This is a genomic window from Halobacillus litoralis (assembly GCF_009856445.1).
Classification (GTDB): domain Bacteria; phylum Bacillota; class Bacilli; order Bacillales; family Halobacillaceae; genus Halobacillus; species Halobacillus litoralis.
Map to the genome: position 1 here is coordinate 149,005 of NZ_WMFA01000005.1, position 23,252 is coordinate 172,256.

Consider the following 23,252-nt stretch of genomic DNA (forward strand, 5'->3'; position numbering starts at 1 on the left):
TTAGCTTTCTAACCCTTCTACAGCGACCGTATCCGCGTCGCCCCATAGTCTTTCCAGGTTGTAGTAATGGCGTTCATCTTTGTGGAAGATGTGGCAGACAATGTCATTAAGATCTACAAGGACCCAGCGTGCTTGCTCAAATCCTTCCATCCGCTTCACTTCTATCCCGTGTTCTTCCGCTTGACTCTTCAATTCTCTCGCAATTGCCTGCACCTGGCGTTCATTGGACCCTTCACAAATCAAGAAATAATCCGCGATTAAAGAAACTTCTGACATATCTAAAACAACAATATCCTGTGCTCTTTTTTCATCGCATGCTAGTGCTGCTAAATTTACTAATTCTTTACTTTCCATGGGTTTCCTCCCTATTTCATCTCTATCTTTTCCATGATCAATTGATCATATTAAATCATTATATGCATGAAACGTGTCCGGATAAACGGTCCTTTCCTTACCAACAAGAAAATTGATGGTATTCTTCAAAGCTAGGGCACATGCTTCATCCAGGTTTTCTTCGGCTTTCTTCCGTACGTGGTCCACTCCAGGAAACTCACGGCCGGGTTCTATATAATCAGCTAAAAACACGACTTTATCCAACTTAGACATGTGTTTTTTCCCTGTTGTGTGGCTGCTGATGGCAGATATGACGTCCACATCCGCAAGCCCAACCTCTTGTTCGAGCATTAAAGCCCCTACAGGTCCATGCCAAAGCTCATGATGATAATCCAATAAATCCTTTGGCAGTCGACGGTCACTTTCAATCCAACGCTTCATGAGCTCCAGAGGTTTATACTTCGCATAGTCATGGAAAGCAGCTGCCAATTCCGCCTTTTTAACATCTACATGGAACCGCTCGGCAAGTTCAACAGCCTTGTCTGTTACCCTCACTGTGTGTTCGTACCGGGAGGCTTTCAAGGCAGGACGAACATATTCAAGCGCTTCTTCACGACTCATTATCATACAGGTGATGCTCCTTTATAAAAGTATCTACAACTTCAGGCACTAAATAGCGAACGCTTTTCCCTTGTAAAATACGGTCGCGTATCATGGTAGAAGATACATCAACTGACGGGATATCAACAAAATGGACGGGAATTTCGTTATTCCACCCATACCCAGGTCTTTTAACCCCAATGAATTGGACCAATTCCGAAAGATCTTCGACTCGGTGCCACTTCGGTAAATGCTCTACCATGTCCCCTCCAATGATGAAGAAGAACTGAATCTCAGGATATCTCTTTACCAAATCAGTCATGGTATCGACTGTGAAAGATGTTCCCTTCCGGACTAATTCAACATCACAAACTCGGAAATGTGGATGGTCCTTGGTTGCCGTCTGCACCATAGCAAGTCGCGTCTCAGGATTAGTTGAAGACTCTTGTTTATGTGGAGGGATATAGGAAGGCATGAACCATACTTCATCAAGGTCCATGGCTTCACGGGAAAACTCCCCCATAATTAGATGACCTTGGTGAAGAGGGTCGAACGTACCGCCAAGAATTCCGACTTTTTTCATTGACCTTCCCCTTTATGGTAATTCGATTTGTTTATTTTCTTTGGACTCTTTATAAAGGATGATGGTATTTCCAATCACCTGGACAATATGAGCATCGGTTGCTTCCACAATCTCATTCGCAACAACATCATTATCTTCAAAGCAGTTTTGCAGAATGCTTACTTTTATCAGTTCCCTTTTTTCGAGAGCTTCATCAATCTGTTTGGTCATATTTTCATTCACGCCAGCTTTTCCGACTTGAAAGATCGGCTGTATATTATGGGAAGCCGCTCGTAAATGCTTTTTCTGTTTACTTGTTAACATTCTATACCCCTTTCAATTTCTGTTCGAATTCATTGAGCAATAGCGAAGACTCAGGCTCGGTGTCTGTCCATATTTGAAAGGCATAAACAGCTTGCTGCAACAGCATTTCATGTCCAAAATGGAGACGCGCCCCCTTTTTTTCCGCTTCGTTTAAAAATTTCGTTTTCATAGGACGGTAAACAATATCGCTTACAACGGTTCCTTCTGTCAAGTGGTCTAATGATACAATCATATGATTATAATCAGGGTTCATCCCGACCGTTGTTGTTTGGACTATTAAGTCATAGTCCTTGAGTGTGTTTTTCGCCTGCTCCAGTGTCAGGGCACTAGAATACACCTTTGAAGGTATATCCTGAATGAGGTCCTCGGCTCTTTTCATGGTCCGATTGGCTATGTCTACGCGATCGATATCAGATCTGGTAAGTGCTTCAAATATTCCTCTTGCCGCTCCTCCACTTCCCAACAATAAGGCCTTTGCATTTTTGTGGAAAATATCCGGGAAACGATTTTTCAGAGAATGGACGAAGCCTATTCCGTCTGTGTTATATCCAATCCATCCTTGATCAGTATGATGAACAGTGTTCACAGCGCCCAAGTGTCGGGCGCTATCATCCAGACCATCAAGGTATGGGATGATTTTCTCTTTATATGGCACGGTTACATTGAAACCATCCAGCCCTTTTTCCTTCAATAAATTGACTTTTTCATCAAACTCATCCGGCTGAATCTCCAAGAGTTCATATTTTCCTTCAATCCCCTGTTGCTCCATAAGTTTTTCATGAATCCATGGAGACATGGAATGACCAATCGGGTGGCCGATCAACCCTAGTTTGTACAAATGATCCCCTCCTATATGAGTGATTCTCTCAAGGACACCTTCACTCCTTCCGGGACGTGTGCTGTTACCGTGATACCACCTTCTGGAACAGTCACCCAGCCGAGCCCGGAAAAGACAATATCCGTTTTGTCTTCTTTAATTTTTAATGTGTGACCTTTCAACGGAGGGAGCTTATGGATTGTATCCTGGTCTGGTGGTGTTAATAGTTCTCCTAAATGATTTTCATACAATTCATCGGCTTTTTCCAACTTTGTACGATGAATGTTTAATTCATTAGAAAAGTGACACACGAAAGAACTCCTTTCGCCTGTCTCAAAATCAAGTCGAGCGAGGCCGCCTACAAAAAGCGTCTGCTCTTCATTTAACTGGTAGACTTTCGGCTTGACTTCTTTACGTGGGGTAATCAGCTTCAAATCCTTATCTGATACATAGTGAGCCATCTGATGGCGCTGAATGACACCTGGTGTATCATAAAGGGAACTCTTTTCATCTAATGGTATATCGATAAAACCTAAAGTTGTACCAGGGAAATAAGATGTCGTAATAGCATCCTTAACGCCAGATGTATTTGAAATAAGAGTGTTGATAAACGTTGACTTGCCAACATTGGTCGTCCCCACTACATAAACATCTCCATCTTCACGGTGTTGTTCGATGGCTTGGGATAGTTGCTGAATTCCCTGGTTTTTCTCGGCCGAAATTAAGAACACATCTTCAACCTCTAACCCATTCTCTTTTGCTGAACGTTTCAACCAATGTTTGACCTTCCCATGGTTTACGGACTTTGGAAGTACGTCCATCTTGTTCCCTACAAGTATGACAGGATTGTTTCCAGTCAACCGCTTCAATCCTGAAATAAAGCTTCCATTAAAATCGAAAATATCTACAAGTTGAACGACCAGCCCTTTTGTATCACTGATTTGGTTCAGCATTTCAAGGAAGTCATCATCCTGAAAGGGAACATCCTGCACTTCGTTATAATGTTTCAGGCGGAAACATCTCTTGCATATGATATCTTCCCTTTCCAGTGCTGAGGCAGGGGCATAGCCTGCTTCTTCCGGGTTTGTCGTTTGAATGACGGCTCCGCATCCTTGACATTGTATTTCAGCCATCACTGATCTCTCCTCTGCCATGTAATCTTTCCTTTTCTTCGCATCCAATTTAAAATTCTTCTTTCAATCTTTCTGTTGAATTTTGTAATAAATCCATCTGTTTCCACGATAGGAACAACTAAGATGGTATGGAATCCAGCGGAATTCCCACCCAGGACATCAGTGAGCAATTGATCTCCAATTACAGCAACTTCATCCTTTTTCAACTTCATCTGTTTCTGAGCCTTCTTGAAAGCCTTTGACAATGGCTTCCTTGCACTATGGATAAACCTCGTATTCAATGGCTCGGAAAAAAGCTTGACTCTAGCTTCATTATTATTAGAAGCAATCGTAACCTGGATACCGTGATCGCTCATTTTATTAAACCATCTCTTGATGTCTTCTGTGGCATCCGGTTCATCCCAGGCAACAAGGGTATTATCTAAGTCGGTGATCACACCTTTGATTCCTTTTTCTTTTAACTTGTCCGGGTCGATATCAAAAACGCTCGGCACATGTTCATCAGGTAAAAAGTTTTTTAACATCTATACAGTTCATCTCCTCATACAACGGCAAAATCTCCTTCACCATCATATACAAAATCGAAGCATGTTTCAAAAAGACTTACGGTAAGAACAAAAATCGTTCGACAAATCCCGACAAAAATAGGTTGTGGATAAGTTTATTCACATATTCCACACAGTAACTTCTTTGTTATCACTCACTTAAACCTCTTTTTGCAAAAAGTTATCTACAATTTTATGTAGATAACTTCCATATTGTGGCGAAATTAGGGTCGTGATAAGGTAAGAATACATTAAAAATTCGAACGTTCAGTGATTCAAATGAAGCGGGAGGTGACTGTCACATGTGTGACAGCGGCATGAAGCAATTATCAGATTCCCTACTAATACAATCTTACCACAAAGCCATAGAACTCAATCTTTCAGATGAGTTCATTGAACAAATCAGGAGAGAAATAAACACGCGATCCATCCAGCATCTTCTTGAAAAGCATATTTCACATGTAGGCTGAGATTTACACTTTATGACAAATTGTTAGTCTCTACTCGAGAAATACTCGTCCATCCAGCAGAGGGCGAGTTTTTTTTATGACTTTTTTATTTGGATAAATGATGTCTTTCTTCTTATTTATAAGGACAGACTAAATAAAGCCTATCGCCGCATATCCCCGGTATGCTACAGTTGAATAATGAACCTTTTTTTGATTACAATTGAGTGAACACATGGTTACGAACACCCAAAAAATCCAATTAAAAAATAGAAGAAAGTTACGTCAAAGGAGGAACATACCACATGTTGGTGGCTGTATTATTGCCCTTTATCATTGCTATTTTTATCCCAATGTTAAGTAAATGGAAAGAAAAGGTTCACACAGGATTTTTCGTTACGATTGTACCTGTGTTGATTTTTATTTATTTTGCCCGCTTTTTAGGTACTGGTTTCGAACCAGTCGTCCATGAGTACTCCTGGATTCCATCCCTTGATATGAATATGGTCTTTCATCTGGATGGACTGAGTTTACTTTTTGTTTTATTAATCAGCGGAATCGGCGCCCTAGTTGCCTTCTATTCGGTTTTTTACCTACATAAATCGGAGCAACTGGGACATTTTTATGTGTACTTCCTCATATTTATGGGCTCTATGCTGGGAGTTGTATTATCTGATAACGTATTTGCCCTTTACAGCTTTTGGGAATTCACTTCCCTCTCATCTTTCTTATTGATCGGATTTTGGAACTATAAGAAAGAATCAAGATATGGTGCATTAAAATCGATGCTCATTACGGTTTTTGGTGGGTTGAGTCTTTTGGGTGCTCTAGTCTTTATGAGTGTGTTGACGAACACGTCAAGTATACGAGGGATGATAGATCAACAACAGTTGATTCTTAACCATGAATATTTCCCATTGATACTGATTCTATTACTACTGGGCGCTTTTACAAAGTCTGCTCAATTTCCATTCCACATCTGGCTACCAGATGCTATGGAAGCACCGACACCGGTCAGTGCTTATTTACACTCGGCAACTATGGTAAAAGCAGGCATCTATTTGGTTGCCCGCTATTCCCCTATGCTTTCCGCCAATGAATGGTTTTTTATCATTGTATCAATTGCAGGGATCGTAACATTATGCTGGGGTTCTTATATGGCTGTAAGACAAACTGACTTGAAAGGAATCTTAGCCTTCTCCACAATCAGTCAGCTTGGAATGATTATGGCTATGCTTGGCTTCGGTACAAAAGCAGCAATCTTCGGCGCTGTATTCCATATTTTGAACCACGCTACGTTCAAAGGCAGTCTATTTATGGTAGCCGGTATTGTTGACCATGAAGCAGGGACAAGGGACATCAGGAAACTTGGCGGGCTGATGACGTTTATGCCTATGACAGCCACGCTTGCATTATTTGCCTCGTTCTCAATGGCTGGGGTGCCCCTGCCGTTCTTAAACGGGTTCTATAGTAAAGAGATGTTCTTTGAATCTTCGCTGCACTTGGAAGCAGCTAGTACCGGGATCGCCGGAATACTGCAAACCAGTGTACCTTACCTAGCTGTTTTAGGAAGTATATTTACCTTTGTATATTCCATGTACTTTTTCTTTGGAAGTTTCCGTGGTCCATCACATTTGAATGAACTACCTAAAAAACCTCACGAAGCCCCCATCGGAATGCTTATATCACCGATGGTTCTAGTCGCTGGTGTCGTCATTATTGGCTTATTCCCAAGTTTGATTAATGAGCCTTTTATTGCCCATGCGGCTGAGGCTGTCAAAGGGGCAGCTTTAGAAGAGAAACACATATATTTCTGGCATGGATTTATTCCGCCATTCATTATGTCCCTTACTGTTCTCGTCTTTGGAAGTATCCTGGCTCTATCCCGAAAAGTCTGGTCGCCCGTTTACAACATTGTGCCGGGAGTTCTAAGTATGAACAAAGTTTATGACGGCGCCGTTGATCGTGTAGAACGATATTCTACAACCATCACCAAAGGATACATGAATGGTTCCCTTGGACGATATGTCCGATTAATCCTAGCGGCCATCATTGTCATTTCATTCGCCTTCATGGCCATCACAGGTGGATTCACAGTGGATGCTTCGAATGTTGCTGAGATTACGGCTCCAGAAATACTAGTGGCCGTGACAATGGTCATTGCAGCCATAGGTACCGCTCTAACCAATAATCGAATAGCGGCCATCCTCATTCTTGGGGTCGTAGGTTATGGGTTATCAATGCTTTTCGTCCTATACCGCGCACCTGACCTAGCTCTAACTCAATTAATCATAGAAACTGTAACCGTCGCTTTGTTCTTGCTTGTCTTTTACCATTTACCAAAGCTACGTAAAAAAGATGAACCCGCAAGTACGAAGGTGCTTAATCTTGTTATTTCTGTCGGTTTCGGCGCATTAATGACAATGGTAGCCATTTCATCTCACAGCAGTAAGTTCTTTGATTCAATTTCTGAATACTTTACAGACAATTCTTACAAACTCGGCGGCGGAGATAACATTGTAAACGTCATCCTCGTTGATTTTCGTGGATTGGATACATTGTTTGAAATTGTTGTACTTGGAATTGCTGCCATGGCCATTTACGGATTGATCCGCTTGAGAAAGAACAAGGAGGAGGAATAATACATGGAAATTATTATGGCCGTTTTAGCCGGCATTCTCTTTACTACGGGTGTCTACAACCTCCTTCAAAAGCAATTGTTACGAATCATCATTGGTACAGGACTCATTTCACATGGAGCCCATCTGTTCATCCTTACAATGGGAGAGTTGAAAACAGGGGCACCGCCTGTACTAACTGAAGGAGTAGAAAAGTACACGGATCCGCTCCCACAAGCATTGATTTTGACATCAATCGTCATAAGTTTCGGTGTGACAAGCCTGCTACTTGTATTGGCTTATCGTGCTGCAAAAATTAACGGAACTGATAATATGGAGCAATTAAGGGGTAACGATTATGAGTAATTTAGCTGTATTGCCTATTCTGCTGCCTTTATTAGCAGGCATCTTCTTAGCTTTCATACACACAAAAACAAAATTAGTTCGGAATTTATCCAAAGCATTTGCAATCATTAACCTCCTCGTGGTCGGGATCATCTTCCTGCAAGTGAGAGGAAATGGAAACATTGTTCTTGAAATGGGGAGCTGGGAAGCCCCCTTCGGCATTGTGCTTGTCGCTGATTTACTTGCAATGACTTTGGTTCTGACTACAAACATTATTGCTGTAGCGAGTGTTTTCTTTGCACCTCAATCCTTATCAGAAAAAGAAGAATCCTTTTACTTCTATACGTTTTTCTTCATGTTGATCTCAGGAGTGAGCGGTGCATTTTTAACGGGTGACTTATTCAACCTCTTCGTATTTTTCGAAGTACTCTTGATGGCTTCCTATGGATTGATTGTACTTGGGAATGGGAAGGCACAACTTAGGGAATCCATCAAATATGTGCTGATCAACTTATTTTCTTCCATGTTATTCGTCACAACGATTGCTTTCCTATATTCGGTTGTGGGAACAGTCAACATGGCTCAGGCTGCTCAGCGCGTTCAGGAAGTGGACCAACAGGGGATTCTAACGACCATTGCTATTTTGTTCTTTTTTGTATTTGCAACAAAAGCGGCCGTCTTTCCTCTTTATTATTGGCTGCCACGACCGTATATATCTCCGAATCCGGTCGTATCCGCTTTATTCGGAGCGTTGTTAACTAAGGTAGGGGTTTATTCGATCTTGAGGACGTTCACCCTGATATTTAATCAAGAGGTTGCTTTGACGCACACCCTTTTCATCTACTTAGCAGCATTGACGATGATTTTCGGAGTAGTTGGTGCTCTTTCAACCAACAATATTAAGCTGATTGTCGCGTACAATATTATCCCAGCCGTAGGCTTCATGCTTATGGGAATAGGAATCTTTACAGAGGTTTCGATAAGCGGGACCATTTATTACCTTGTTCATGATATGGTAATCAAAGGAGCACTCTTTATCCTGGCGGGAGCTACTGCCTATGTAGCCGGGACATCGGATCTCCGTAAAATGGGTGGATTGATCCACCATTATCCCGTTCTCGGATGGCTTATGTTTCTAGCATCCTTGGTACTGGCTGGAATCCCACCTTTCAGTGGTTTCATAGGAAAGCTATTATTATTACGAGGCGGATTAGGTGAAGAGGAAATCTTCATCGTCATCACCGCTCTCATCTCAAGCCTACTGATCCTATTTTCGATGATCAGAATATTCATCAGAGGATATTGGGGAGAAAAAATGGACATTCCTGTTCCAGAGCGGGAAAAGAAAGGAAAACGAATGGCTCTTCCTGCTGCCGGGCTGCTTACGGTTTCCATTCTCCTCGGTGTGGGTGCTGAATGGTTCTTCCCGACAATAGAAACCATCTCTCAATACATGATGGATCCAGAACTCTACATTGATTCTGTGTTAAAGGAGTAGAAGCTGATGCCTTTACAAATCGTAATGAACATCATCATCGCTATGATGTGGATGTTCCTGAGTGAAACATACAATTTCACAACCTTCTTTGTCGGTTATATCTTAGGAATCATACTCCTCTTCGTCCTGCAGCGTTTTGTACCAGATTCATTCTATATGAAACGGGCGTGGAAGTTTTTCCTTCTCATTCTCTTGTTTATACGAGAGCTTTTCTTGTCCAACATCGACATTGTCAAGCATGTTTATAAGCCAAAAATGGATATGCAGCCAGGGATATTCGCACTTCCGATTGATGTGAAAACAAACTTTGAAATCACTCTTCTCGCCAACTTGATCTCATTGACTCCCGGAACCCTATCTGTTGTAGTTAGTGAGGATCATACGAAGATCTTCATTCATGCAATGGATATGCCGGATGTTCAGGAATCTGTGAGTGAAATTAAGAATTCATTCGAGAAGCGTATCATGGAGGTGACCCGTTAAATGGAAGACATCCTCAATATGACGCAAACATGGATACAAATATCAGCGATCATTGCAGTTGTCGCTGTAGCAATCTCTGTGATTCTTCTTTTGTATCGCGCAATCCTTGGACCGACAAACCCGGATAGAGCGGTTGCCCTTGATATTATAGGAATAAATCTCATGGCTTTAGCAGGACTAATCGCCGTCCTGCTCGTAACAACAAGATTTAATGACGTGGTCCTGCTGATTGGAATACTACTCTTCATCGGTACGGTCGCACTGGCGAAATTCTTAGAAAAGGGTGTTATCATTGAGCGGGACATGGATTAATTTAATTTTCGACATCACTATATGTCTATCTCTATTGATTGGTGCCTTTTTCCTTATCTCTGGCTCCCTGGGAATTTTGCGTTTTCCTGATGTGTACACAAGACTTCATGCGGCGACAAAAAGTTCGACCCTCGGAGTTTCAGGAATCATGATCGGTGCATTTTTGTTTCACTACGTAGAACATGACATCGTAAGTGGTAAGCTGCTTCTCGGAATATTCTTCGTCCTTTTGACTGCTCCGGTATCGGGACATATGATTTCAAGAGCTGCCTACCGGGCTGGTGTTCCTCTTTGGGAAAAGAGTGTTAAGGATGAATACGCTGAAGTATTAAAAAAAGAGCAGAAGCGACAAGCACCAGATTCATAATACGACATGCCTCCATTCCAATGGGGGCATTTTTTTACCTTTATGAACATTATTTTTAACGACAGACAAGCACAGACGACATCACAAGGACATAAGTATGTTGTAGGCATTCGCCTAATCCTTGAGGAGGTGCGTCCTATGAGCAGTCTCATCGCTTCCATCCTTTATTTTTTCAAAGAGTCTCTCTTCTTCATGTCTTATGTAAAAAACCAGGCTTTTCCGAATCCCCTGCCTCCAGAAGAAGAAGCTAAACAACTCCAATTGATGGCAGAAGGAAGTCATGAAGCCAGGAACAAACTGATTGAACACAATTTACGACTTGTCGCACACATTGTGAAAAAGTTTGAAAACACGAAAGAAGATTTTGAAGACCTTATTTCTATCGGAACCATCGGTTTAATTAAAGGAATAGAAAGTTATTCGACAGGGAAAGGAACGAAACTTGCCACTTATGCCGCACGTTGCATTGAGAACGAAATCCTCATGCACCTCAGGTCGACGAAAAAGATGAGCAAGGATATTTCACTGCAAGACCCGATCGGCCATGATAAAGAAGGAAACGAATTGAACCTTCTTGATATTCTTCAGGCTGATGTTACGGATATTGTGGAGGAAATCCAACTTCATATGGAATTGGAGAAGATTAAAGATTTCATTACTGTATTGGATGAGCGGGAAAAAGAAGTGATTATCTTCCGCTATGGACTAAACCAGACAGAAGAAAAAACGCAGCGGGAAATTGCCAAAGAGCTGGGTATATCTAGGAGTTATGTATCAAGAATCGAAAAGCGAGCATTAATGAAAATTTTTCATGAATTCTATAAGCAGAGCAAACAAGGGAAGAATGGATAAAAAACAGCCACTACCATCTTATGAGAATGGAGTGGCTGTTTCATTCAGTCCTTTATGAGTTGTCTTTTCCATTTTCTGATTTTCAAAGTCATGAAGAAAGCTGTGAAAAGGGTCAGACCAATGACCGGATATAAAAACAAATAAGTCTTTGTACCGTATTCATAAAGGCTGATCAATGTACCTATATAGAGATAAGTGCTCATGATCAATAGCGTCATCACGAACCGTTTAAAATCCATTACTTTTTTCTTTAATTCTTGGGAAGTATCCAAAACGGTCCACCTCCTACTATGAAGATCTTAACATATGAGAATCATAGTGTCGGTGGGAATAAATGTCACTCGTAGTTTTTAACCATTTCCATAATCATGACAGCCGCATTTTCTGCAGCTTTCGGTAGAAACTGATCAAATGAAATGGAAGATTCCTTACCAGCGATATCAGACAACGCGCGAATGACAACAAAGGGTGTTCCATACTTATAACAAACCTGGGCGATCGCAGCAGCTTCCATTTCTGCTGCAATCATCTCAGGAAATTTGCCTCGAACGAAATCCACCCTGGATTCCTCCTGCATAAAGGAATCACCTGTGGCAATGATACCTTTCGCTGCTTTAGCATCTGTCTTTTCAACAGCAGTCATCGCTTGTTTCACTAGTTTTTCATCTGCTGTATACATGTCGGGCATGCCCGGGACTTGTCCATATTTATATTCAAAAGCTGTCACATCGACATCATGGTGTGTCACTAAGGATGAAATAACCACGTCACCCACTTCAAGATTTTTGGCAAAACCTCCAGCGGATCCAGTGTTGATGACGGCGTCAATTTCGTATTGTTCATGAAGAATAGTCGTTGCCATCGCTGCATTAACTTTACCAATGCCTGATTTTAATAAAACAACTTTCTTCCCATGCAAAAGGCCATCAACAAAATGACTGCCCGCTACCTCTTTCTCTGAGGCTACTTCCATATTTGCTTTTAATAATTCAACTTCTTCATCCATAGCACCAATAATTCCAATGGCCATAACTGAACTCCCTCTCTCAACCGTTTTTATTTTTTAGAATCTCAAGTTTGACTGGTTTATACCCTTGTCCATCGATCCAGTCAATTTGCACCCGGAGGTATCCGGTCTTATTTTTGTCAGAGACTGTCGCCTTAGCTTTTTGATGGTGACCTCTGTTACTTACATCCCAATAGATGATATTGTCCTCAGAAAGGCCGACAGCGCTTCTGATTGCCTGTTTTAACTCTTCATAGTCCTGCGTACCCGATTGGTAGGTAATCCCATGTTCACCGTTCGTTTCCATCTCTGTAGGGATAACCGGCCAATCCTTTGTGATCACGCGTTCTACATTAGGGTCATCACTTTTCTCAATTTTCAATCCTTTTTCGTCTTCAATCGGTTTCAGTTCTTCAAATTCTTCAATGGAAACCTGTTGTTTATCTGATTGCTCCTCTGTATCTTTTACTTCTTTATCTTCTTTGTCACTCTTCTTGCCGGTTTCTGCCGAAGCATCTTCATTTGAACCTTGTTCTTCCTTTGTGACCTGTGGACTTTCTTTATCCTGAGCTTGTCCTTTTTGTTCCTCTCCACCAAAGACCATTATTCCAATGAGTAACAACATGAAAACACCGCCTGCCCCTACAAGCCAAGTCAACATCTTCGTACCACGACGCTTTTTCTCGTAACGACCTGAACGGGAATACGGGGATTGTTTGTTCGACATGATCTTCTGCCTCCTTTTTACTCGCCGTTTATTATACATGAAGTTTTGACTCTTACCAATGCTTTCTTTTTCCTATCTCATTTCCCGGGCTATATTCCAAACCTCACTCTCGCTCCCGTTTGTGGAAGACTCAGTTTCGAGACGTTTGTGAGGTGGGTTGGGGCTGCGGGGGATGACTCGCTTTCCGCGGGAGCGCGGTGAGCCTCCTCGGACTGGGTCCTGTGGGGTCTCACCATGCACTTTTTTCCCGCAGGAGTCTCGCCATCCTCCTCCGCCCCCTTGCCGTATAAGTATCTCGAAACCACTTCTGGAATAGTTACTTTCTCACGTTGGAATTCGAACGTAACGAACTTCTAAGGATGCTACTCTGCATAATAAATGCTTGTCATAGATCGCTTTGACTAATCACACCAGGATAATGGAAGTACATCCAAATTGTTACAGGGGTTCGTTCCTCCCTTACATCGAAAGGGGTGGTTGGGAAGCTGCGAGACTCCCGTGGGAGAAAGGAGATCGGCGAGATCCCGCAGGGCGTAGCCCGAGGAAGCTCGCCACTCCCCCCACAGGAAAGCGAGTAGCTTCCCAGCCATCCCCGACGCCCAATAAGGTAACGGAACCCTAAAACATCTCGAAACTGAGTCTTCCACAATCCTGCCATATACTTTAAGATGAGCCGTATGTAGGCATAAAAAAGACAGGGGGAACCCCCTGTCTTTTTTATTATTCAACTGTGATGATTTTTACGTCGATCTCTCCGCCTGGTGTCGCGACTTTGACTTTGTCACCTACAACATGTCCAATTAAGCTTTGAGCCATTGGAGAGTCATTTGAGATTTTGCCTTCGAATGGGTCAGCTTCTGCACTTCCGACAATCGTGTATGTTTCTTCATCTCCATCCGGAAGCTCTTGGAACGTTACAGATTTACCCATTGTCACTGTGTCGGGATTCGCATTATCATTTTCAATGATGACTGCATTTCGAATCATATTTTCCACTTGTGTAATGCGTGCTTCTACAAATGCTTGTTCATCTTTAGCTGCATCGTACTCTGAGTTCTCAGATAGGTCTCCGAAACCACGAGCGATTTTAATCCGTTCGACTACTTCTTTACGTCGCTCAGTTTTTAAGTGATGCAATTCTTCTTCTAACTTTTGTTTACCTTCTTCCGTCATATAATAACTTTTTTCTTCTGCCATGGTCCAAATACACTCCTTTAAATACAAGAAAAAATGATGTCCTTAATATAGGAAATGAGCAGTACGACTGTACGCTCATTAAAGATAATTAACTATACTTTACCCGAGGACATTATGATTTAGAACTACTAGTGAAAACTATGCCAGATTTTTGGTAGTATTTCAACTATTTTCTTTCGTCACTGTTTGTCCTTTTTCGTAGAGAACCGTTTGGATCTTCGTTGCCATAAGATCAATGGCCACGTGGTTTTGTCCACCTTCTGGGATAATAATATCCGAGTACCGTTTCGTCGGTTCTACGAATTGCAAGTGCATAGGACGAACGACGTTGATATATTGTTCGATGACAGAGTCAAGTGAACGGCCTCTCTCATTAATATCTCTCATTAATCTACGGATAATTCTTACGTCTGCATCTGTATCTACAAAAACTTTTATATCCATGAGATCTCTGAGACGTTCATCTTCCAGGACAAGAATCCCTTCAACGATAATTACTTCTTTAGGTTCGACATGAATGGTTTCATCTGAACGGGTATGCATCTTATAATCATAGACCGGTTTTTCTACAGGCTTTTGTTCAAGCAATTGTTCCAAATGCTCAATGAGAAGGTCATTATCGAAAGCTAGAGGATGATCATAGTTTGTTTGTAACCTCTCCTCGAACGGTACATCACTTTGATCTTTATAATAATAATCCTGTTCTAGCATTAATAACGTCTTATCTGTAAAGCGCTGGATGATCGAACGAGTGACACTCGTTTTCCCTGATCCTGATCCTCCCGCTACTCCAATCACTACTGGTTTATCACTCATGCTCCTGGGTGCTCCTTTCATCCATTTCATTCTTATCTAATTATTTGTGCTTATGTTTCTTTTTCGTAATTGCAACCCCGTCTCCGATGGGCACAATGGTTGTATTATAATCAGGATGCTGGACAAGCCATTCATTAAATCTCCGGATCTTACCAGCGATCTTCGCCATTCTTGGGCTTGCTTCTGAATCGTCAGCCACTAACCCTTTAAATAGTACATTATCAGAAAGAATGACGCCTTGATCGGATACCATCGGGGAATACAGATGGAAAAATTCTTCATACTTCCCCTTCGCTGCATCGATAAATAATAAATCAAACTGACCATCTTTTTCAATGGTAGATGCTACCTCTAGCGCATCGCCGTGTATGACATGGATCTGTTCCTCTGCGTTCATAGCCTTAATATTCTTCAAGGCTTCTTTATATCGCTGTTCATCACGTTCGACCGTTATTATATGACTACCTGGGCAAGCTTCCAGCATTCGAAGCGCTGAATAACCAATAGCTGTGCCAATCTCCAGGATTTTTTTTGGTTGGTGGATCCTGAGAAGCTGCATGAGAAAATCGATTCCTAACGGTTCCATGATTGGTACGCGCTGTTTTTCTGCTTCGGATTCCATTTTCTTTACATCTTTGGAAGGCTCTGAAAGCAATGACTGCAAATATTCTTCTTGATTCACCGAGTTTCACCCTTCCATTCATTTTTACATCCGGTTTACAACCCCACTATTTTAACATAAAAAAAAGAAGGAATGCGAGTATCTTTTTGCATTCCTTCTAAAAACATGTTAATTAATATACTTATCTTTCAGTTGGTTATGTTCTTCCAGTGAACTCGCGTAATGGATCTCTCCACTGCTATCAGCAAGGAAATAGAAAAACTCATGCTCTTCTGGTTTCGCAGCTGCCTGAAGAGAGTTCTCATTGAAGTTTGAAATCGGCCCGACTGGCAGTCCGGTTATATAATAGGTATTATATGGAGATTCGATTTCAAGGTCTTCATACAGGACACGGTCTTTATGTTCGCCATGGGCATAAAGCACGGTGGGGTCTGTTTGAAGCTTCATATCTTTACCTAGACGATTTTGAAACACGCCGGAAATCATTTTACGGCTTTTTTCTGTACGTGCTTCGTTTTCGAGAAGAGATGCCATCGTGACGAGGTCATGCACATTCTCAAGCCCTTCAAGGTTCCCCATCTGATTGACGTAAGGAAGGACCACAGCCTGTGTCTTATCCAGCATTTTCTTCACAACCTGATCGATGGTTGGATCTTCGACATAGACGTCATAGGTCGCAGCAAACAAATACCCTTCTAATGGGTGTCGGATTTCTTCATTCAATATATCCTCTGTCAATAGCTGAGGATATTCAGACATCTTTTCTTTCACATAAGATTCATTATTCACTTTTTCCATGAACTCTTCCTTAGTAAATGGTAAGTCTTCTGCGTAAACTTCAGCGATCTGCTCCAGGTTACGCCCTTCAGGGACAGTCACTTTGTACACAGGTTCTTTCACCAGCTTACCTGATTTTAAGGTCTCAATAATTTCATTCAGTGTCATGGAAGATGTGAACTGATAATTTCCCGCTTGGAAACCAGATTCATTCTTAAATTTTGTATAAAAACGGAAAATCAAGTCGTTTTTGATGATATCATTCTTTTCAAGGATACTTGCTATCGAAGATGTTGAAGATCCTAAAGGGATATCGACATTGATTTGTTTATCATTCCCTGGCTCTACAGGCTCTAAAGCAGACTTCACGTATAAATAGCCAGAAACTCCGCCGATCAAAAGAGCAAGAATCAGGACCGTGAGAATGATTGACACGATTTTCCTCACTTTACTTGCTTCCTCTATTCTATTTTTCAATCTTTTTTTATATTGATTTTTAAAGTCAGAATTAGACAAACGGACTTCCCCCTTTCATCCGGTTCATTATACTATAAAGTGAAAGAATCTTTCTACATATTCCCTTAATTTTCTACAAGGACTAGCGTATTCCGAGGTTTTGCTACAAGCGTTCGTGAGTCAAGTCGAAGAAATGTAGTGTTCCATCTTAAGGTATAATAAAAGCCTGCAGCTGATCGCTGCAGGCTTTTGGCATTACGTCAAATCTTCATCTGTCAACGTGTTCAACATTTCTTCAACCATTTCCCATTCATCATCGGATTCGATTTGGAAGAGAGCAAGGTCATCCTCTTCGTTCCCTTTTTCTTCGTAACGGAATGCGAAGACTTCTACTTCTTCGCCATCCTTTTGTTCAGCAGGGACCACTGCAATGTAAGAATGTCCGGTTTGTTCTACATCAAAGGTGAACAACACTTCAAATAAATGCTCTTCCCCATTTTCATCAGGAATGATGATACGTTCTTCTTTTTCTAGTGCCATATTAAAACGTCCTCCTTATTGTTTCGAATCCAAGTAACTTTGCAAGATCATGACAGCGGCCATTTTATCAATGACTTTTTTCCGTTTTTTCCTGCTGACATCTGCATCCAGCAGCACGCGTTCAGCTGCCATTGTTGTTAAGCGTTCATCCCAAAGGTGTGTTTGGAGATGAAATTCTTCTTCCAGCCATGAGGCGAAAGTCTGGCTCGCTTCTCCTCTTGGGCCGACCGTACCATTCATATTCTTTGGAAACCCTACGACTGCTTCCGTCACGTCATGGTCACGTATGACTTCTCTTAGCGGCTCTTTAGCCGTATTGTAGTCCTGCTCGTCCCAACGGAGTGTGGTGAGGCCTTGGGCCGTCCAGCCCAAAGCATCCGAAATGGCGATGCCAATCGTTTTTTCGCCCACATCCAATCCTATTTTTTTCATTCAATGCCCTCTTTATTCTCTTTGATGTAAGATTTAACCAGCTCTTCAATCAACTCATCCCGCTCAATCTTGCGGATTAAGTTTCTGGCATCCTGATGACGAGGAATGTATGCAGGGTCGCCTGAAAGCAAATATCCGACAATCTGGTTGATCGGATTGTACCCTTTCTCTTGTAATGCTCCGTAAACAGATAGAAGTACGGATCGGACATCTTGATCAAACGGTTCTTCAGAGAAGTTGAACCTCATCGTTTTATCCATTGAACTCATTACAGTCACCTCGCACTTTGTAGTATTTACTCTATTATATACCTAATTCTTCGATAGGAAAAACTAGGCGTTTTGACTTGCGTATTCCTTGGCATATTCAAGTGCCTCTGGAATTTTAGAAGCGTCTTTACCTCCCGCTTGGGCCATGTCAGGACGACCTCCACCGCCGCCTCCACATCGTGTAGCTGCTTCTTTAATCAATTGACCTGCATGGTATCCTTTTTCTACTAAATCCTTCGATACTCCTGCAATCAATTGAACTTTATCTCCATTCGGAGCCGCTAGAAGGATCATTCCGGAGTCAAGTTTCTGTTTCAGATCATCAACCATGGTTCTGAGAGCATTCATATCTTTTACATCCACTTGCTTAGCAAGAACCTTCACACCGTTAACTTCCTCCACTTCATCCAGGATGTTGGAGGCTTCCATGTTCGAAAGTTTCGCACTTAGCGATTCATTTTCTTTTTGAAGGTCTTTCATTTCTTTATGAAGGACTTCTATTCGTTCTGGAACCTGATCGGGCTTAGTCTTCAGCTGCTCACCGGCTTTTTTCAGCAATGCCTCTTTGCCATTCATATACATATACGCATCCTTAGCTGTGACAGCCTCGATCCTTCTGGTGCCAGCACCAATTCCGGACTCTGAAATAATCTTGAATAAGCCGATCTCGGCGGTGTTCATAACATGACAGCCCCCGCACAGCTCAAGGCTGTAATCGCCAACCTGCACAACTCTGACTGTGTCGCCATATTTCTCACCGAATAAGGCCATCGCTCCCTTGGCTTTGGCTTCTTCAATAGAATTAATCTCAATGGAAACTGGCATGGACTGCCATACTTTTTCATTAACGATGGCCTCAATTTTCTCCATCTCTTCGTTCGTTACAGAACCAAAGTGAGAAAAGTCAAAGCGCAGGCGATCTGGAGCTACGAGAGAACCGGCTTGATTCACATGTTCGCCAAGCACATCTTTTAAAGCTTGATGCAGAAGGTGAGTCGCTGTATGGTTTTTAACAATAAAGGAACGTCCACTTTGATCGACTTCTGCCTTCACTGCGGCTCCTTTTTCTATAGAACCTTGTTTAATCACCGCTTCATGCATATGCTGACCATTGGGCGCTTTTTGGACATTGGTGACTTCAACGACAGCAGATTCCGTTTTCAGGAAACCACGGTCAGCGATTTGACCACCACTCTCCGCATAGAAAGGTGTCTGCGATAGGAATAGATAAACCGTGTCGCCCTCTTCGGCATATCCATTGAACTCTTTCCCTTTAATCAGTTCCACAATTTCCGTTTCAACTTGAAGGGTATCATAACCTACGAATTCACTGTCGACATGAACGTCACCCAGCACACCATCCTGAACTTGCATAGAGTCCGTCTTCTGACGGGCGCTGCGCGCGCGCTCCCGCTGCTTTTGCATCTCATTTTGGAAACCTTCTTCATCAATAGTGAAGCCAGCTTCCGCTACATACTCTTCCGTCAACTCTTTAGGGAAGCCATACGTATCATATAAACGGAAGACTTCCGTTCCGGGGAACACGTTACTTCCCTTCTCTGTTTCCTGTTTGATGATGCTGGAAAGAATCTGCAACCCATCATTCAATGTTTCGTGGAAACGTGTTTCTTCTGTCTGAATGACGTTTTGAATGAATGCTTCTTTTTCTTTCACTTCCGGATAAAAGTCAACCATGATTTTAGAGACTTCAGGAACCAGTTTATACATGAACGGTTTGTCAATTCCGATCTGCTTGGCAAAGCGTACCGCTCTACGAAGCAGGCGGCGCAGAACGTAACCACGTCCTTCATTCGAAGGCAGGGCTCCATCACTGACTGCGAAAGTAACGGTTCTCATATGGTCTGCAATTACTTTGAAGGAAGCATCTGTATCAAAACTGTCCTCATAATTTTTATTCGCCATTTTTTCCGTTGCTTTGATAATTGGAAGGAATAAATCTGTCTCAAAGTTCGTTTCTGTTTCTTGAATAACACAAACGATACGCTCAAGTCCCATCCCTGTATCAATGTTTTTCTTAGGAAGTGGTGTATAAGTATCATCAGGGTTGTGATTGAATTGAGAGAAGACAAGATTCCAGATTTCTAAATAGCGCTCATTTTCTCCGCCAGGGTATAATTCCGGATCACTTGTATCATTCCCGTATTTCTCTCCACGGTCATAAAAGATCTCTGTATTCGGCCCACTTGGCCCTTCTCCGATATCCCAGAAATTTTCCTCAATACGGATAATGCGCTCTTCATCCAGACCGATTTTATCTTTCCAGATTTGGTAAGCCTCATCATCTTCCGGGTGGACGGTAACAGACAGCCTTTCCGGGTCGAACCCAATCCACTGGTCACTCGTAAGGAATTCCCAGGCCCATTCCATTGCTTCTTCCTTGAAATAATCTCCAATTGAAAAATTACCGAGCATCTCAAAGAAAGTGTGGTGTCTCGCCGTGAATCCTACGTTTTCGATATCATTCGTACGGATGGATTTCTGAGCGTTTACAATTCGAGGGTTTTCAGGAATGACGCGGCCATCAAAATATTTTTTTAATGTGGCCACTCCACTATTGATCCATAGAAGTGTAGGATCTTCATGAGGGACAAGTGACGCACTTGGTTCTACGCTATGTCCTTTTTCTTTAAAGAAGTCAAGAAACATTTGACGGACTTCCGCTGATGTTAATGATTTCATTTGTTAATAACCTCCTCAATTTCTTCAATAGTATAGAGACCGTTCCAGACGAAGAGGAACAAAAAAACCCCGTCCCTGCCTTTAATTCGGCAGGGACGGGGTTTCGTTTCCGCGGTACCACCCTGGTTATAGACAATCAAGTCTATCAGCTTGAATGCCTGTAACGTGGCATGACTCCGGCGGGAATTAACCGCACTCTGGAATAGCTTTCAACAACCTTCATGCAATGCGTTTTTCAGCCTGGAACGCACCTCTCTGAACATGAGAAAATCGCCTACTTTTTTCCTTCATCGTGTTCTTTCGTCCTTATAGTCTTTGCTAAGCGTAATTATAGATAACTGATCTTCATCTGTCAATGTTTAACCTTCCTGTACGGATTTCAGAGGCTACTACTTTTAAACAGGTCAACACAGGAACGGCTAAAATCAGTCCAGGGATCCCTGCCACTTCTCCGCCAACCAGTAAGGCCAGGATGATGAACAAGGGGTGGATATGGATACTCTTCCCCATGATGTATGGAGAGAGGAGGTTTCCTTCGACCAGTTGAATGACCAGGATGACAGCTAATGTAAAAAGGAGAGTATTCACACTGACAGTAAGAGCAACAATGACCGCAGGACCCGCTCCAAGAAGAGGTCCAAAATTGGGGATGATATTCGTAAGTCCGGCAATTAATCCTAAGACTAAAGGGTAAGGTAAATCAATGAACCAAAACCCCGCGGTAGCTAGTACACCAACGAATAAACTAATCAATAGCTGCCCCCGGATATAGCCTCCAAGAGAATCATTCAATTCTCTGACCAACCGCTTGGATTCCTCATGCCATTTGGAAGGGAGTAGTAAAACCAGAGCTTTCCCGATGCTCTTATAGTCTTTGAGAAAATAAAACGTCATCACAGGCACAACAGCTAGCAGAACAATCATATTAAAGATTCCGCTAAGACCAGCGAGCAGCGCCAAGACTCTTCCGCTTACCCATTCTTCAAAGCTTGCAAAGCGTGCATCCACTTCATGATGCAGACCATCCGGCAATTTTTCTGTTTGCGCATAAAGCTGCTTGGTCCAATTCTGATAGGATTCAACCAAGGAAGGCAAGTGTTCATTTAAAAGCTTTAATTGATCCAGCAAACGTGGAATACCCTTATATAAACCAAAGGCCGTCAAGGAAAAGAACAGCACAAAAATGACAAGTATGCTGACTGTGCGGGACAGGCCAAGGTCCTCGATCATGTGCACGAGTGGATGCAGCAAAAGGGATAAAACGAGAGCAAGCAAAAACGGCAGCAGCACTTTCCCCATGACAATTAGTACACCGTCATAATAAGGGAACAACCAGGCTAACAGTAAGAGAGAAAGTAAGATGATAAAAAAGATGGTGAATCTCCGTAACCATTTCGAGGAGCGATCACTCATGAATCATCAAGATCCTTGCTGATAAAAAATATCATTCAAAGAGCTTAGACTGCCATCTTCCTCAATTTGGTTGATATTTATTTTCCCATCTTCAATCGTTAACTCCAGGCAGCAATTCCAACAGTAGTATTGTTCGTTACCAATTTTTCCTAGGTTCTTATTATTGCAGTTCGGACATCTCATCGGACATACTCCTTTTTTTACCAAATAGTATGTCCACGAAAATGAGATTCATACATTACTTGAGTTGTTCCATCACCCACACAATCCCTTCATCCACTTGTTCTTCAGAAGGGCTGGTATGTGGCGTGTGCTCGAGGATAAAATATTTGTCCCTGCCCTTTGCCAGCAGTTCTAAAAATGGAGCCATGTCAAAAGCAGTGTCCTGCTTTTCAAAGTCCGGATGAATCGGAGTCCAAATATATCCCTTCTCCGTAAAACGGACATTATGCATATGTACGACTTTCGTAAATGGAAGAAGCGGTTCTACATACTCTCTCCAATTGTTTTCAACTGCAATCCTATAATCCCCCATATCAATACAGATACTCAGACCATATTTCCCCCAGAGATTCATAGGGAAGTCGTACAAGTACTGAATACCTGCAGGTGATTGATTTTGACCGAGTTTTGGTTCACAAACGATCGGAACCCCATATGTATCCTGCAAGTGCTTTAAAAACTGCAGTCCTTCCTCTATCTTTTCAACCACAGCCTCCGTCTCACCTTTGAAATAGGGAAAATGGACAAGAACATAGGAAGCCCCTGATTGCGCTGCTTCCCTGACTTCTTCTACAAACAACTTCCTGGCGACAGATGGTTCCATTTTTACTTCCTCCAGAAGATCATACTTGCTGTTTTCTCTGAAGTGAGGAACATGAATACCAAAACTAACCTGGTTCTCTCTAGCTAGATGTAAAAAGGAGAGATAGGAATCCCTGTCCCCAAACTCTCCTATTTCCACATGAGGCAAACCTTTACCAAACAGCTCTGGAAGACGGTCACGATTAGACAAGATGGTACTTCCAGACATCCCGATAGAATGAGCCAAAACGTTCCCTC

Annotated in this window: 29 protein-coding genes; 8 read left to right on the plus strand and 21 right to left on the minus strand. The window is 42.2% G+C overall.

Going from position 1 to position 23,252, the window contains the following annotated elements; genetic code table 11:
* From rsfS to GLW00_RS14115, 7 genes are read right to left on the minus strand one after another with little or no spacing between them, the layout of a single operon-like run.
* Positions 1-354 carry a ribosome silencing factor gene (gene rsfS, locus GLW00_RS14085; protein ID WP_160915116.1) on the minus strand — a complete coding sequence of 118 codons (354 nt, stop codon included), beginning with the start codon at positions 352-354 and terminating at the stop codon, positions 1-3.
* 45 nt (positions 355-399) lie between these two features.
* Positions 400-960, minus strand: a complete 561-nt coding sequence (gene yqeK / locus GLW00_RS14090; protein WP_160915118.1) for a bis(5'-nucleosyl)-tetraphosphatase (symmetrical) YqeK — start codon at positions 958-960, stop codon at positions 400-402.
* Positions 944-1,516: a nicotinate-nucleotide adenylyltransferase gene (locus GLW00_RS14095; protein ID WP_160915120.1), complete on the minus strand. Its 573-nt coding sequence runs from the start codon at positions 1,514-1,516 to the stop codon at positions 944-946. Before GLW00_RS14095 ends, yqeK begins: the two co-directional genes overlap by 17 nt.
* Positions 1,517-1,528: 12 nt before the next feature.
* Positions 1,529-1,819 carry a ribosome assembly RNA-binding protein YhbY gene (gene yhbY / locus GLW00_RS14100; RefSeq protein WP_160915122.1) on the minus strand — a complete coding sequence of 97 codons (291 nt, stop codon included), beginning with the start codon at positions 1,817-1,819 and terminating at the stop codon, positions 1,529-1,531.
* Position 1,820: 1 nt separating this feature from the next.
* On the minus strand, positions 1,821-2,657 hold the full coding sequence (gene aroE, locus GLW00_RS14105) for a shikimate dehydrogenase (protein WP_160915124.1): 837 nt from the start codon (positions 2,655-2,657) through the stop codon (positions 1,821-1,823).
* A gap of 11 nt (positions 2,658-2,668) precedes the next feature.
* The gene (gene yqeH / locus GLW00_RS14110) at positions 2,669-3,769 is read right to left on the minus strand and encodes a ribosome biogenesis GTPase YqeH (protein ID WP_202412507.1); all 1,101 of its coding nucleotides are present in this window, start codon (positions 3,767-3,769) and stop codon (positions 2,669-2,671) included.
* A complete protein-coding gene (locus tag GLW00_RS14115; protein WP_160915128.1) occupies positions 3,769-4,293 on the minus strand; it encodes a YqeG family HAD IIIA-type phosphatase in 525 nt (174 codons plus the stop codon). The genes yqeH and GLW00_RS14115 overlap by 1 nt, the downstream gene beginning before the upstream one ends.
* Before the next feature lie 338 nt (positions 4,294-4,631).
* On the opposite strand from GLW00_RS14115, the gene GLW00_RS14120 reads away from it, so the two are divergent.
* The 8 genes from GLW00_RS14120 (at position 4,632) to sigK (ending at position 11,235) form a co-directional block, all read left to right on the plus strand.
* Entirely contained in the window at positions 4,632-4,784 is a 153-nt protein-coding gene (locus GLW00_RS14120; protein ID WP_160915210.1) for a sporulation histidine kinase inhibitor Sda, read from the plus strand.
* Between the two features lie 281 nt (positions 4,785-5,065).
* Complete coding sequence (locus GLW00_RS14125; protein ID WP_160915130.1) at positions 5,066-7,402, plus strand: Na+/H+ antiporter subunit A; 2,337 nt, start codon at positions 5,066-5,068, stop codon at positions 7,400-7,402.
* A gap of 3 nt (positions 7,403-7,405) precedes the next feature.
* On the plus strand, positions 7,406-7,744 hold the full coding sequence (locus tag GLW00_RS14130; RefSeq protein WP_160915132.1) for a Na(+)/H(+) antiporter subunit C: 339 nt from the start codon (positions 7,406-7,408) through the stop codon (positions 7,742-7,744).
* Entirely contained in the window at positions 7,737-9,221 is a 1,485-nt protein-coding gene (locus GLW00_RS14135) for a Na+/H+ antiporter subunit D (RefSeq protein WP_160915134.1), read from the plus strand. Before GLW00_RS14130 ends, GLW00_RS14135 begins: the two co-directional genes overlap by 8 nt.
* A 6-nt stretch (positions 9,222-9,227) precedes the next feature.
* A complete protein-coding gene (locus GLW00_RS14140) occupies positions 9,228-9,704 on the plus strand; it encodes a Na+/H+ antiporter subunit E (RefSeq protein ID WP_160915136.1) in 477 nt (158 codons plus the stop codon).
* Complete coding sequence (locus GLW00_RS14145; RefSeq protein ID WP_160915138.1) at positions 9,705-10,016, plus strand: Na(+)/H(+) antiporter subunit F1; 312 nt, start codon at positions 9,705-9,707, stop codon at positions 10,014-10,016.
* Positions 9,997-10,383, plus strand: coding sequence for a monovalent cation/H(+) antiporter subunit G (gene mnhG, locus GLW00_RS14150; protein WP_160915140.1), 387 nt, complete (start codon positions 9,997-9,999; stop codon positions 10,381-10,383). The genes GLW00_RS14145 and mnhG overlap by 20 nt, the downstream gene beginning before the upstream one ends.
* Positions 10,384-10,521: 138 nt before the next feature.
* Complete coding sequence (sigK, locus tag GLW00_RS14155; protein ID WP_089654342.1) at positions 10,522-11,235, plus strand: RNA polymerase sporulation sigma factor SigK; 714 nt, start codon at positions 10,522-10,524, stop codon at positions 11,233-11,235.
* Between the two features lie 44 nt (positions 11,236-11,279).
* On the opposite strand, the gene GLW00_RS14160 is transcribed toward sigK, so the two are convergent.
* The 14 genes from GLW00_RS14160 to GLW00_RS14220 all read right to left on the minus strand — a co-directional run bounded on the left by GLW00_RS14160 (position 11,280) and on the right by GLW00_RS14220 (position 23,241).
* Positions 11,280-11,507, minus strand: coding sequence for a YrhC family protein (locus GLW00_RS14160; RefSeq protein WP_160915142.1), 228 nt, complete (start codon positions 11,505-11,507; stop codon positions 11,280-11,282).
* Positions 11,508-11,572: 65 nt separating this feature from the next.
* A complete protein-coding gene (gene mtnN / locus GLW00_RS14165) occupies positions 11,573-12,265 on the minus strand; it encodes a 5'-methylthioadenosine/S-adenosylhomocysteine nucleosidase (RefSeq protein ID WP_160915144.1) in 693 nt (230 codons plus the stop codon).
* A 16-nt stretch (positions 12,266-12,281) separates the two neighbouring features.
* Positions 12,282-12,968, minus strand: coding sequence for a YrrS family protein (locus GLW00_RS14170; protein ID WP_160915146.1), 687 nt, complete (start codon positions 12,966-12,968; stop codon positions 12,282-12,284).
* Positions 12,969-13,688: 720 nt separating this feature from the next.
* Positions 13,689-14,165: a transcription elongation factor GreA gene (greA, locus tag GLW00_RS14175; RefSeq protein WP_160915148.1), complete on the minus strand. Its 477-nt coding sequence runs from the start codon at positions 14,163-14,165 to the stop codon at positions 13,689-13,691.
* Positions 14,166-14,327: 162 nt separating this feature from the next.
* The gene (udk, locus tag GLW00_RS14180) at positions 14,328-14,981 is read right to left on the minus strand and encodes a uridine kinase (protein WP_160915150.1); all 654 of its coding nucleotides are present in this window, start codon (positions 14,979-14,981) and stop codon (positions 14,328-14,330) included.
* Positions 14,982-15,021: 40 nt separating this feature from the next.
* Positions 15,022-15,603 (minus strand): O-methyltransferase, encoded by a 582-nt coding sequence (locus tag GLW00_RS14185; RefSeq protein ID WP_202412516.1) that lies wholly within the window; start codon positions 15,601-15,603, stop codon positions 15,022-15,024.
* Between the two features lie 168 nt (positions 15,604-15,771).
* On the minus strand, positions 15,772-16,896 hold the full coding sequence (gene mltG / locus GLW00_RS14190; protein ID WP_160915154.1) for an endolytic transglycosylase MltG: 1,125 nt from the start codon (positions 16,894-16,896) through the stop codon (positions 15,772-15,774).
* 195 nt (positions 16,897-17,091) lie between these two features.
* Complete coding sequence (locus tag GLW00_RS14195; RefSeq protein ID WP_089652614.1) at positions 17,092-17,376, minus strand: DUF1292 domain-containing protein; 285 nt, start codon at positions 17,374-17,376, stop codon at positions 17,092-17,094.
* Positions 17,377-17,391: 15 nt separating this feature from the next.
* The gene (gene ruvX / locus GLW00_RS14200; RefSeq protein ID WP_146812767.1) at positions 17,392-17,808 is read right to left on the minus strand and encodes a Holliday junction resolvase RuvX; all 417 of its coding nucleotides are present in this window, start codon (positions 17,806-17,808) and stop codon (positions 17,392-17,394) included.
* Positions 17,805-18,077: an IreB family regulatory phosphoprotein gene (locus GLW00_RS14205; protein ID WP_160915156.1), complete on the minus strand. Its 273-nt coding sequence runs from the start codon at positions 18,075-18,077 to the stop codon at positions 17,805-17,807. Before GLW00_RS14205 ends, ruvX begins: the two co-directional genes overlap by 4 nt.
* A 63-nt stretch (positions 18,078-18,140) precedes the next feature.
* The gene (gene alaS, locus GLW00_RS14210) at positions 18,141-20,777 is read right to left on the minus strand and encodes an alanine--tRNA ligase (protein WP_160915158.1); all 2,637 of its coding nucleotides are present in this window, start codon (positions 20,775-20,777) and stop codon (positions 18,141-18,143) included.
* A gap of 345 nt (positions 20,778-21,122) precedes the next feature.
* Positions 21,123-22,190, minus strand: a complete 1,068-nt coding sequence (locus GLW00_RS14215; RefSeq protein ID WP_160915160.1) for an AI-2E family transporter — start codon at positions 22,188-22,190, stop codon at positions 21,123-21,125.
* A 6-nt stretch (positions 22,191-22,196) separates the two neighbouring features.
* Positions 22,197-22,373, minus strand: a complete 177-nt coding sequence (locus GLW00_RS20545) for a YrzR-like zinc ribbon domain (RefSeq protein WP_202412508.1) — start codon at positions 22,371-22,373, stop codon at positions 22,197-22,199.
* A 55-nt stretch (positions 22,374-22,428) separates the two neighbouring features.
* On the minus strand, positions 22,429-23,241 hold the full coding sequence (locus GLW00_RS14220) for a TIM barrel protein (protein WP_160915161.1): 813 nt from the start codon (positions 23,239-23,241) through the stop codon (positions 22,429-22,431).
* Positions 23,242-23,252 lie beyond the last annotated feature (11 nt).

Bases quoted from the DNA above. Each gene is read 5' to 3' on its own strand.
- GLW00_RS14115 (WP_160915128.1), bottom strand. From the start codon at position 4,293: ATGTTAAAAAACTTTTTACCTGATGAACATGTGCCGAGCGTTTTTGAT.
- alaS (WP_160915158.1), bottom strand. From the start codon at position 20,777: ATGAAATCATTAACATCAGCGGAAGTCCGTCAAATGTTTCTTGACTTC.
- yhbY (WP_160915122.1), bottom strand. From the start codon at position 1,819: ATGTTAACAAGTAAACAGAAAAAGCATTTACGAGCGGCTTCCCATAAT.
- yqeK (WP_160915118.1), bottom strand. From the start codon at position 960: ATGATAATGAGTCGTGAAGAAGCGCTTGAATATGTTCGTCCTGCCTTG.
- GLW00_RS14120 (WP_160915210.1), top strand. From the start codon at position 4,632: ATGAAGCAATTATCAGATTCCCTACTAATACAATCTTACCACAAAGCC.
- ruvX (WP_146812767.1), bottom strand. From the start codon at position 17,808: ATGAAAAAAATAGGATTGGATGTGGGCGAAAAAACGATTGGCATCGCC.
- GLW00_RS14095 (WP_160915120.1), bottom strand. From the start codon at position 1,516: ATGAAAAAAGTCGGAATTCTTGGCGGTACGTTCGACCCTCTTCACCAA.
- GLW00_RS14185 (WP_202412516.1), bottom strand. From the start codon at position 15,603: ATGGAATCCGAAGCAGAAAAACAGCGCGTACCAATCATGGAACCGTTA.
- greA (WP_160915148.1), bottom strand. From the start codon at position 14,165: ATGGCAGAAGAAAAAAGTTATTATATGACGGAAGAAGGTAAACAAAAG.
- GLW00_RS14125 (WP_160915130.1), top strand. From the start codon at position 5,066: ATGTTGGTGGCTGTATTATTGCCCTTTATCATTGCTATTTTTATCCCA.
- mtnN (WP_160915144.1), bottom strand. From the start codon at position 12,265: ATGGCCATTGGAATTATTGGTGCTATGGATGAAGAAGTTGAATTATTA.
- udk (WP_160915150.1), bottom strand. From the start codon at position 14,981: ATGAGTGATAAACCAGTAGTGATTGGAGTAGCGGGAGGATCAGGATCA.
- rsfS (WP_160915116.1), bottom strand. From the start codon at position 354: ATGGAAAGTAAAGAATTAGTAAATTTAGCAGCACTAGCATGCGATGAA.
- sigK (WP_089654342.1), top strand. From the start codon at position 10,522: ATGAGCAGTCTCATCGCTTCCATCCTTTATTTTTTCAAAGAGTCTCTC.
- yqeH (WP_202412507.1), bottom strand. From the start codon at position 3,769: ATGGCTGAAATACAATGTCAAGGATGCGGAGCCGTCATTCAAACGACA.
- GLW00_RS20545 (WP_202412508.1), bottom strand. From the start codon at position 22,373: ATGAGATGTCCGAACTGCAATAATAAGAACCTAGGAAAAATTGGTAAC.
- GLW00_RS14215 (WP_160915160.1), bottom strand. From the start codon at position 22,190: ATGAGTGATCGCTCCTCGAAATGGTTACGGAGATTCACCATCTTTTTT.
- GLW00_RS14205 (WP_160915156.1), bottom strand. From the start codon at position 18,077: ATGAGTTCAATGGATAAAACGATGAGGTTCAACTTCTCTGAAGAACCG.
- GLW00_RS14135 (WP_160915134.1), top strand. From the start codon at position 7,737: ATGAGTAATTTAGCTGTATTGCCTATTCTGCTGCCTTTATTAGCAGGC.
- GLW00_RS14140 (WP_160915136.1), top strand. From the start codon at position 9,228: ATGCCTTTACAAATCGTAATGAACATCATCATCGCTATGATGTGGATG.
- GLW00_RS14145 (WP_160915138.1), top strand. From the start codon at position 9,705: ATGGAAGACATCCTCAATATGACGCAAACATGGATACAAATATCAGCG.
- GLW00_RS14170 (WP_160915146.1), bottom strand. From the start codon at position 12,968: ATGTCGAACAAACAATCCCCGTATTCCCGTTCAGGTCGTTACGAGAAA.
- GLW00_RS14195 (WP_089652614.1), bottom strand. From the start codon at position 17,376: ATGGCACTAGAAAAAGAAGAACGTATCATCATTCCTGATGAAAATGGG.
- GLW00_RS14130 (WP_160915132.1), top strand. From the start codon at position 7,406: ATGGAAATTATTATGGCCGTTTTAGCCGGCATTCTCTTTACTACGGGT.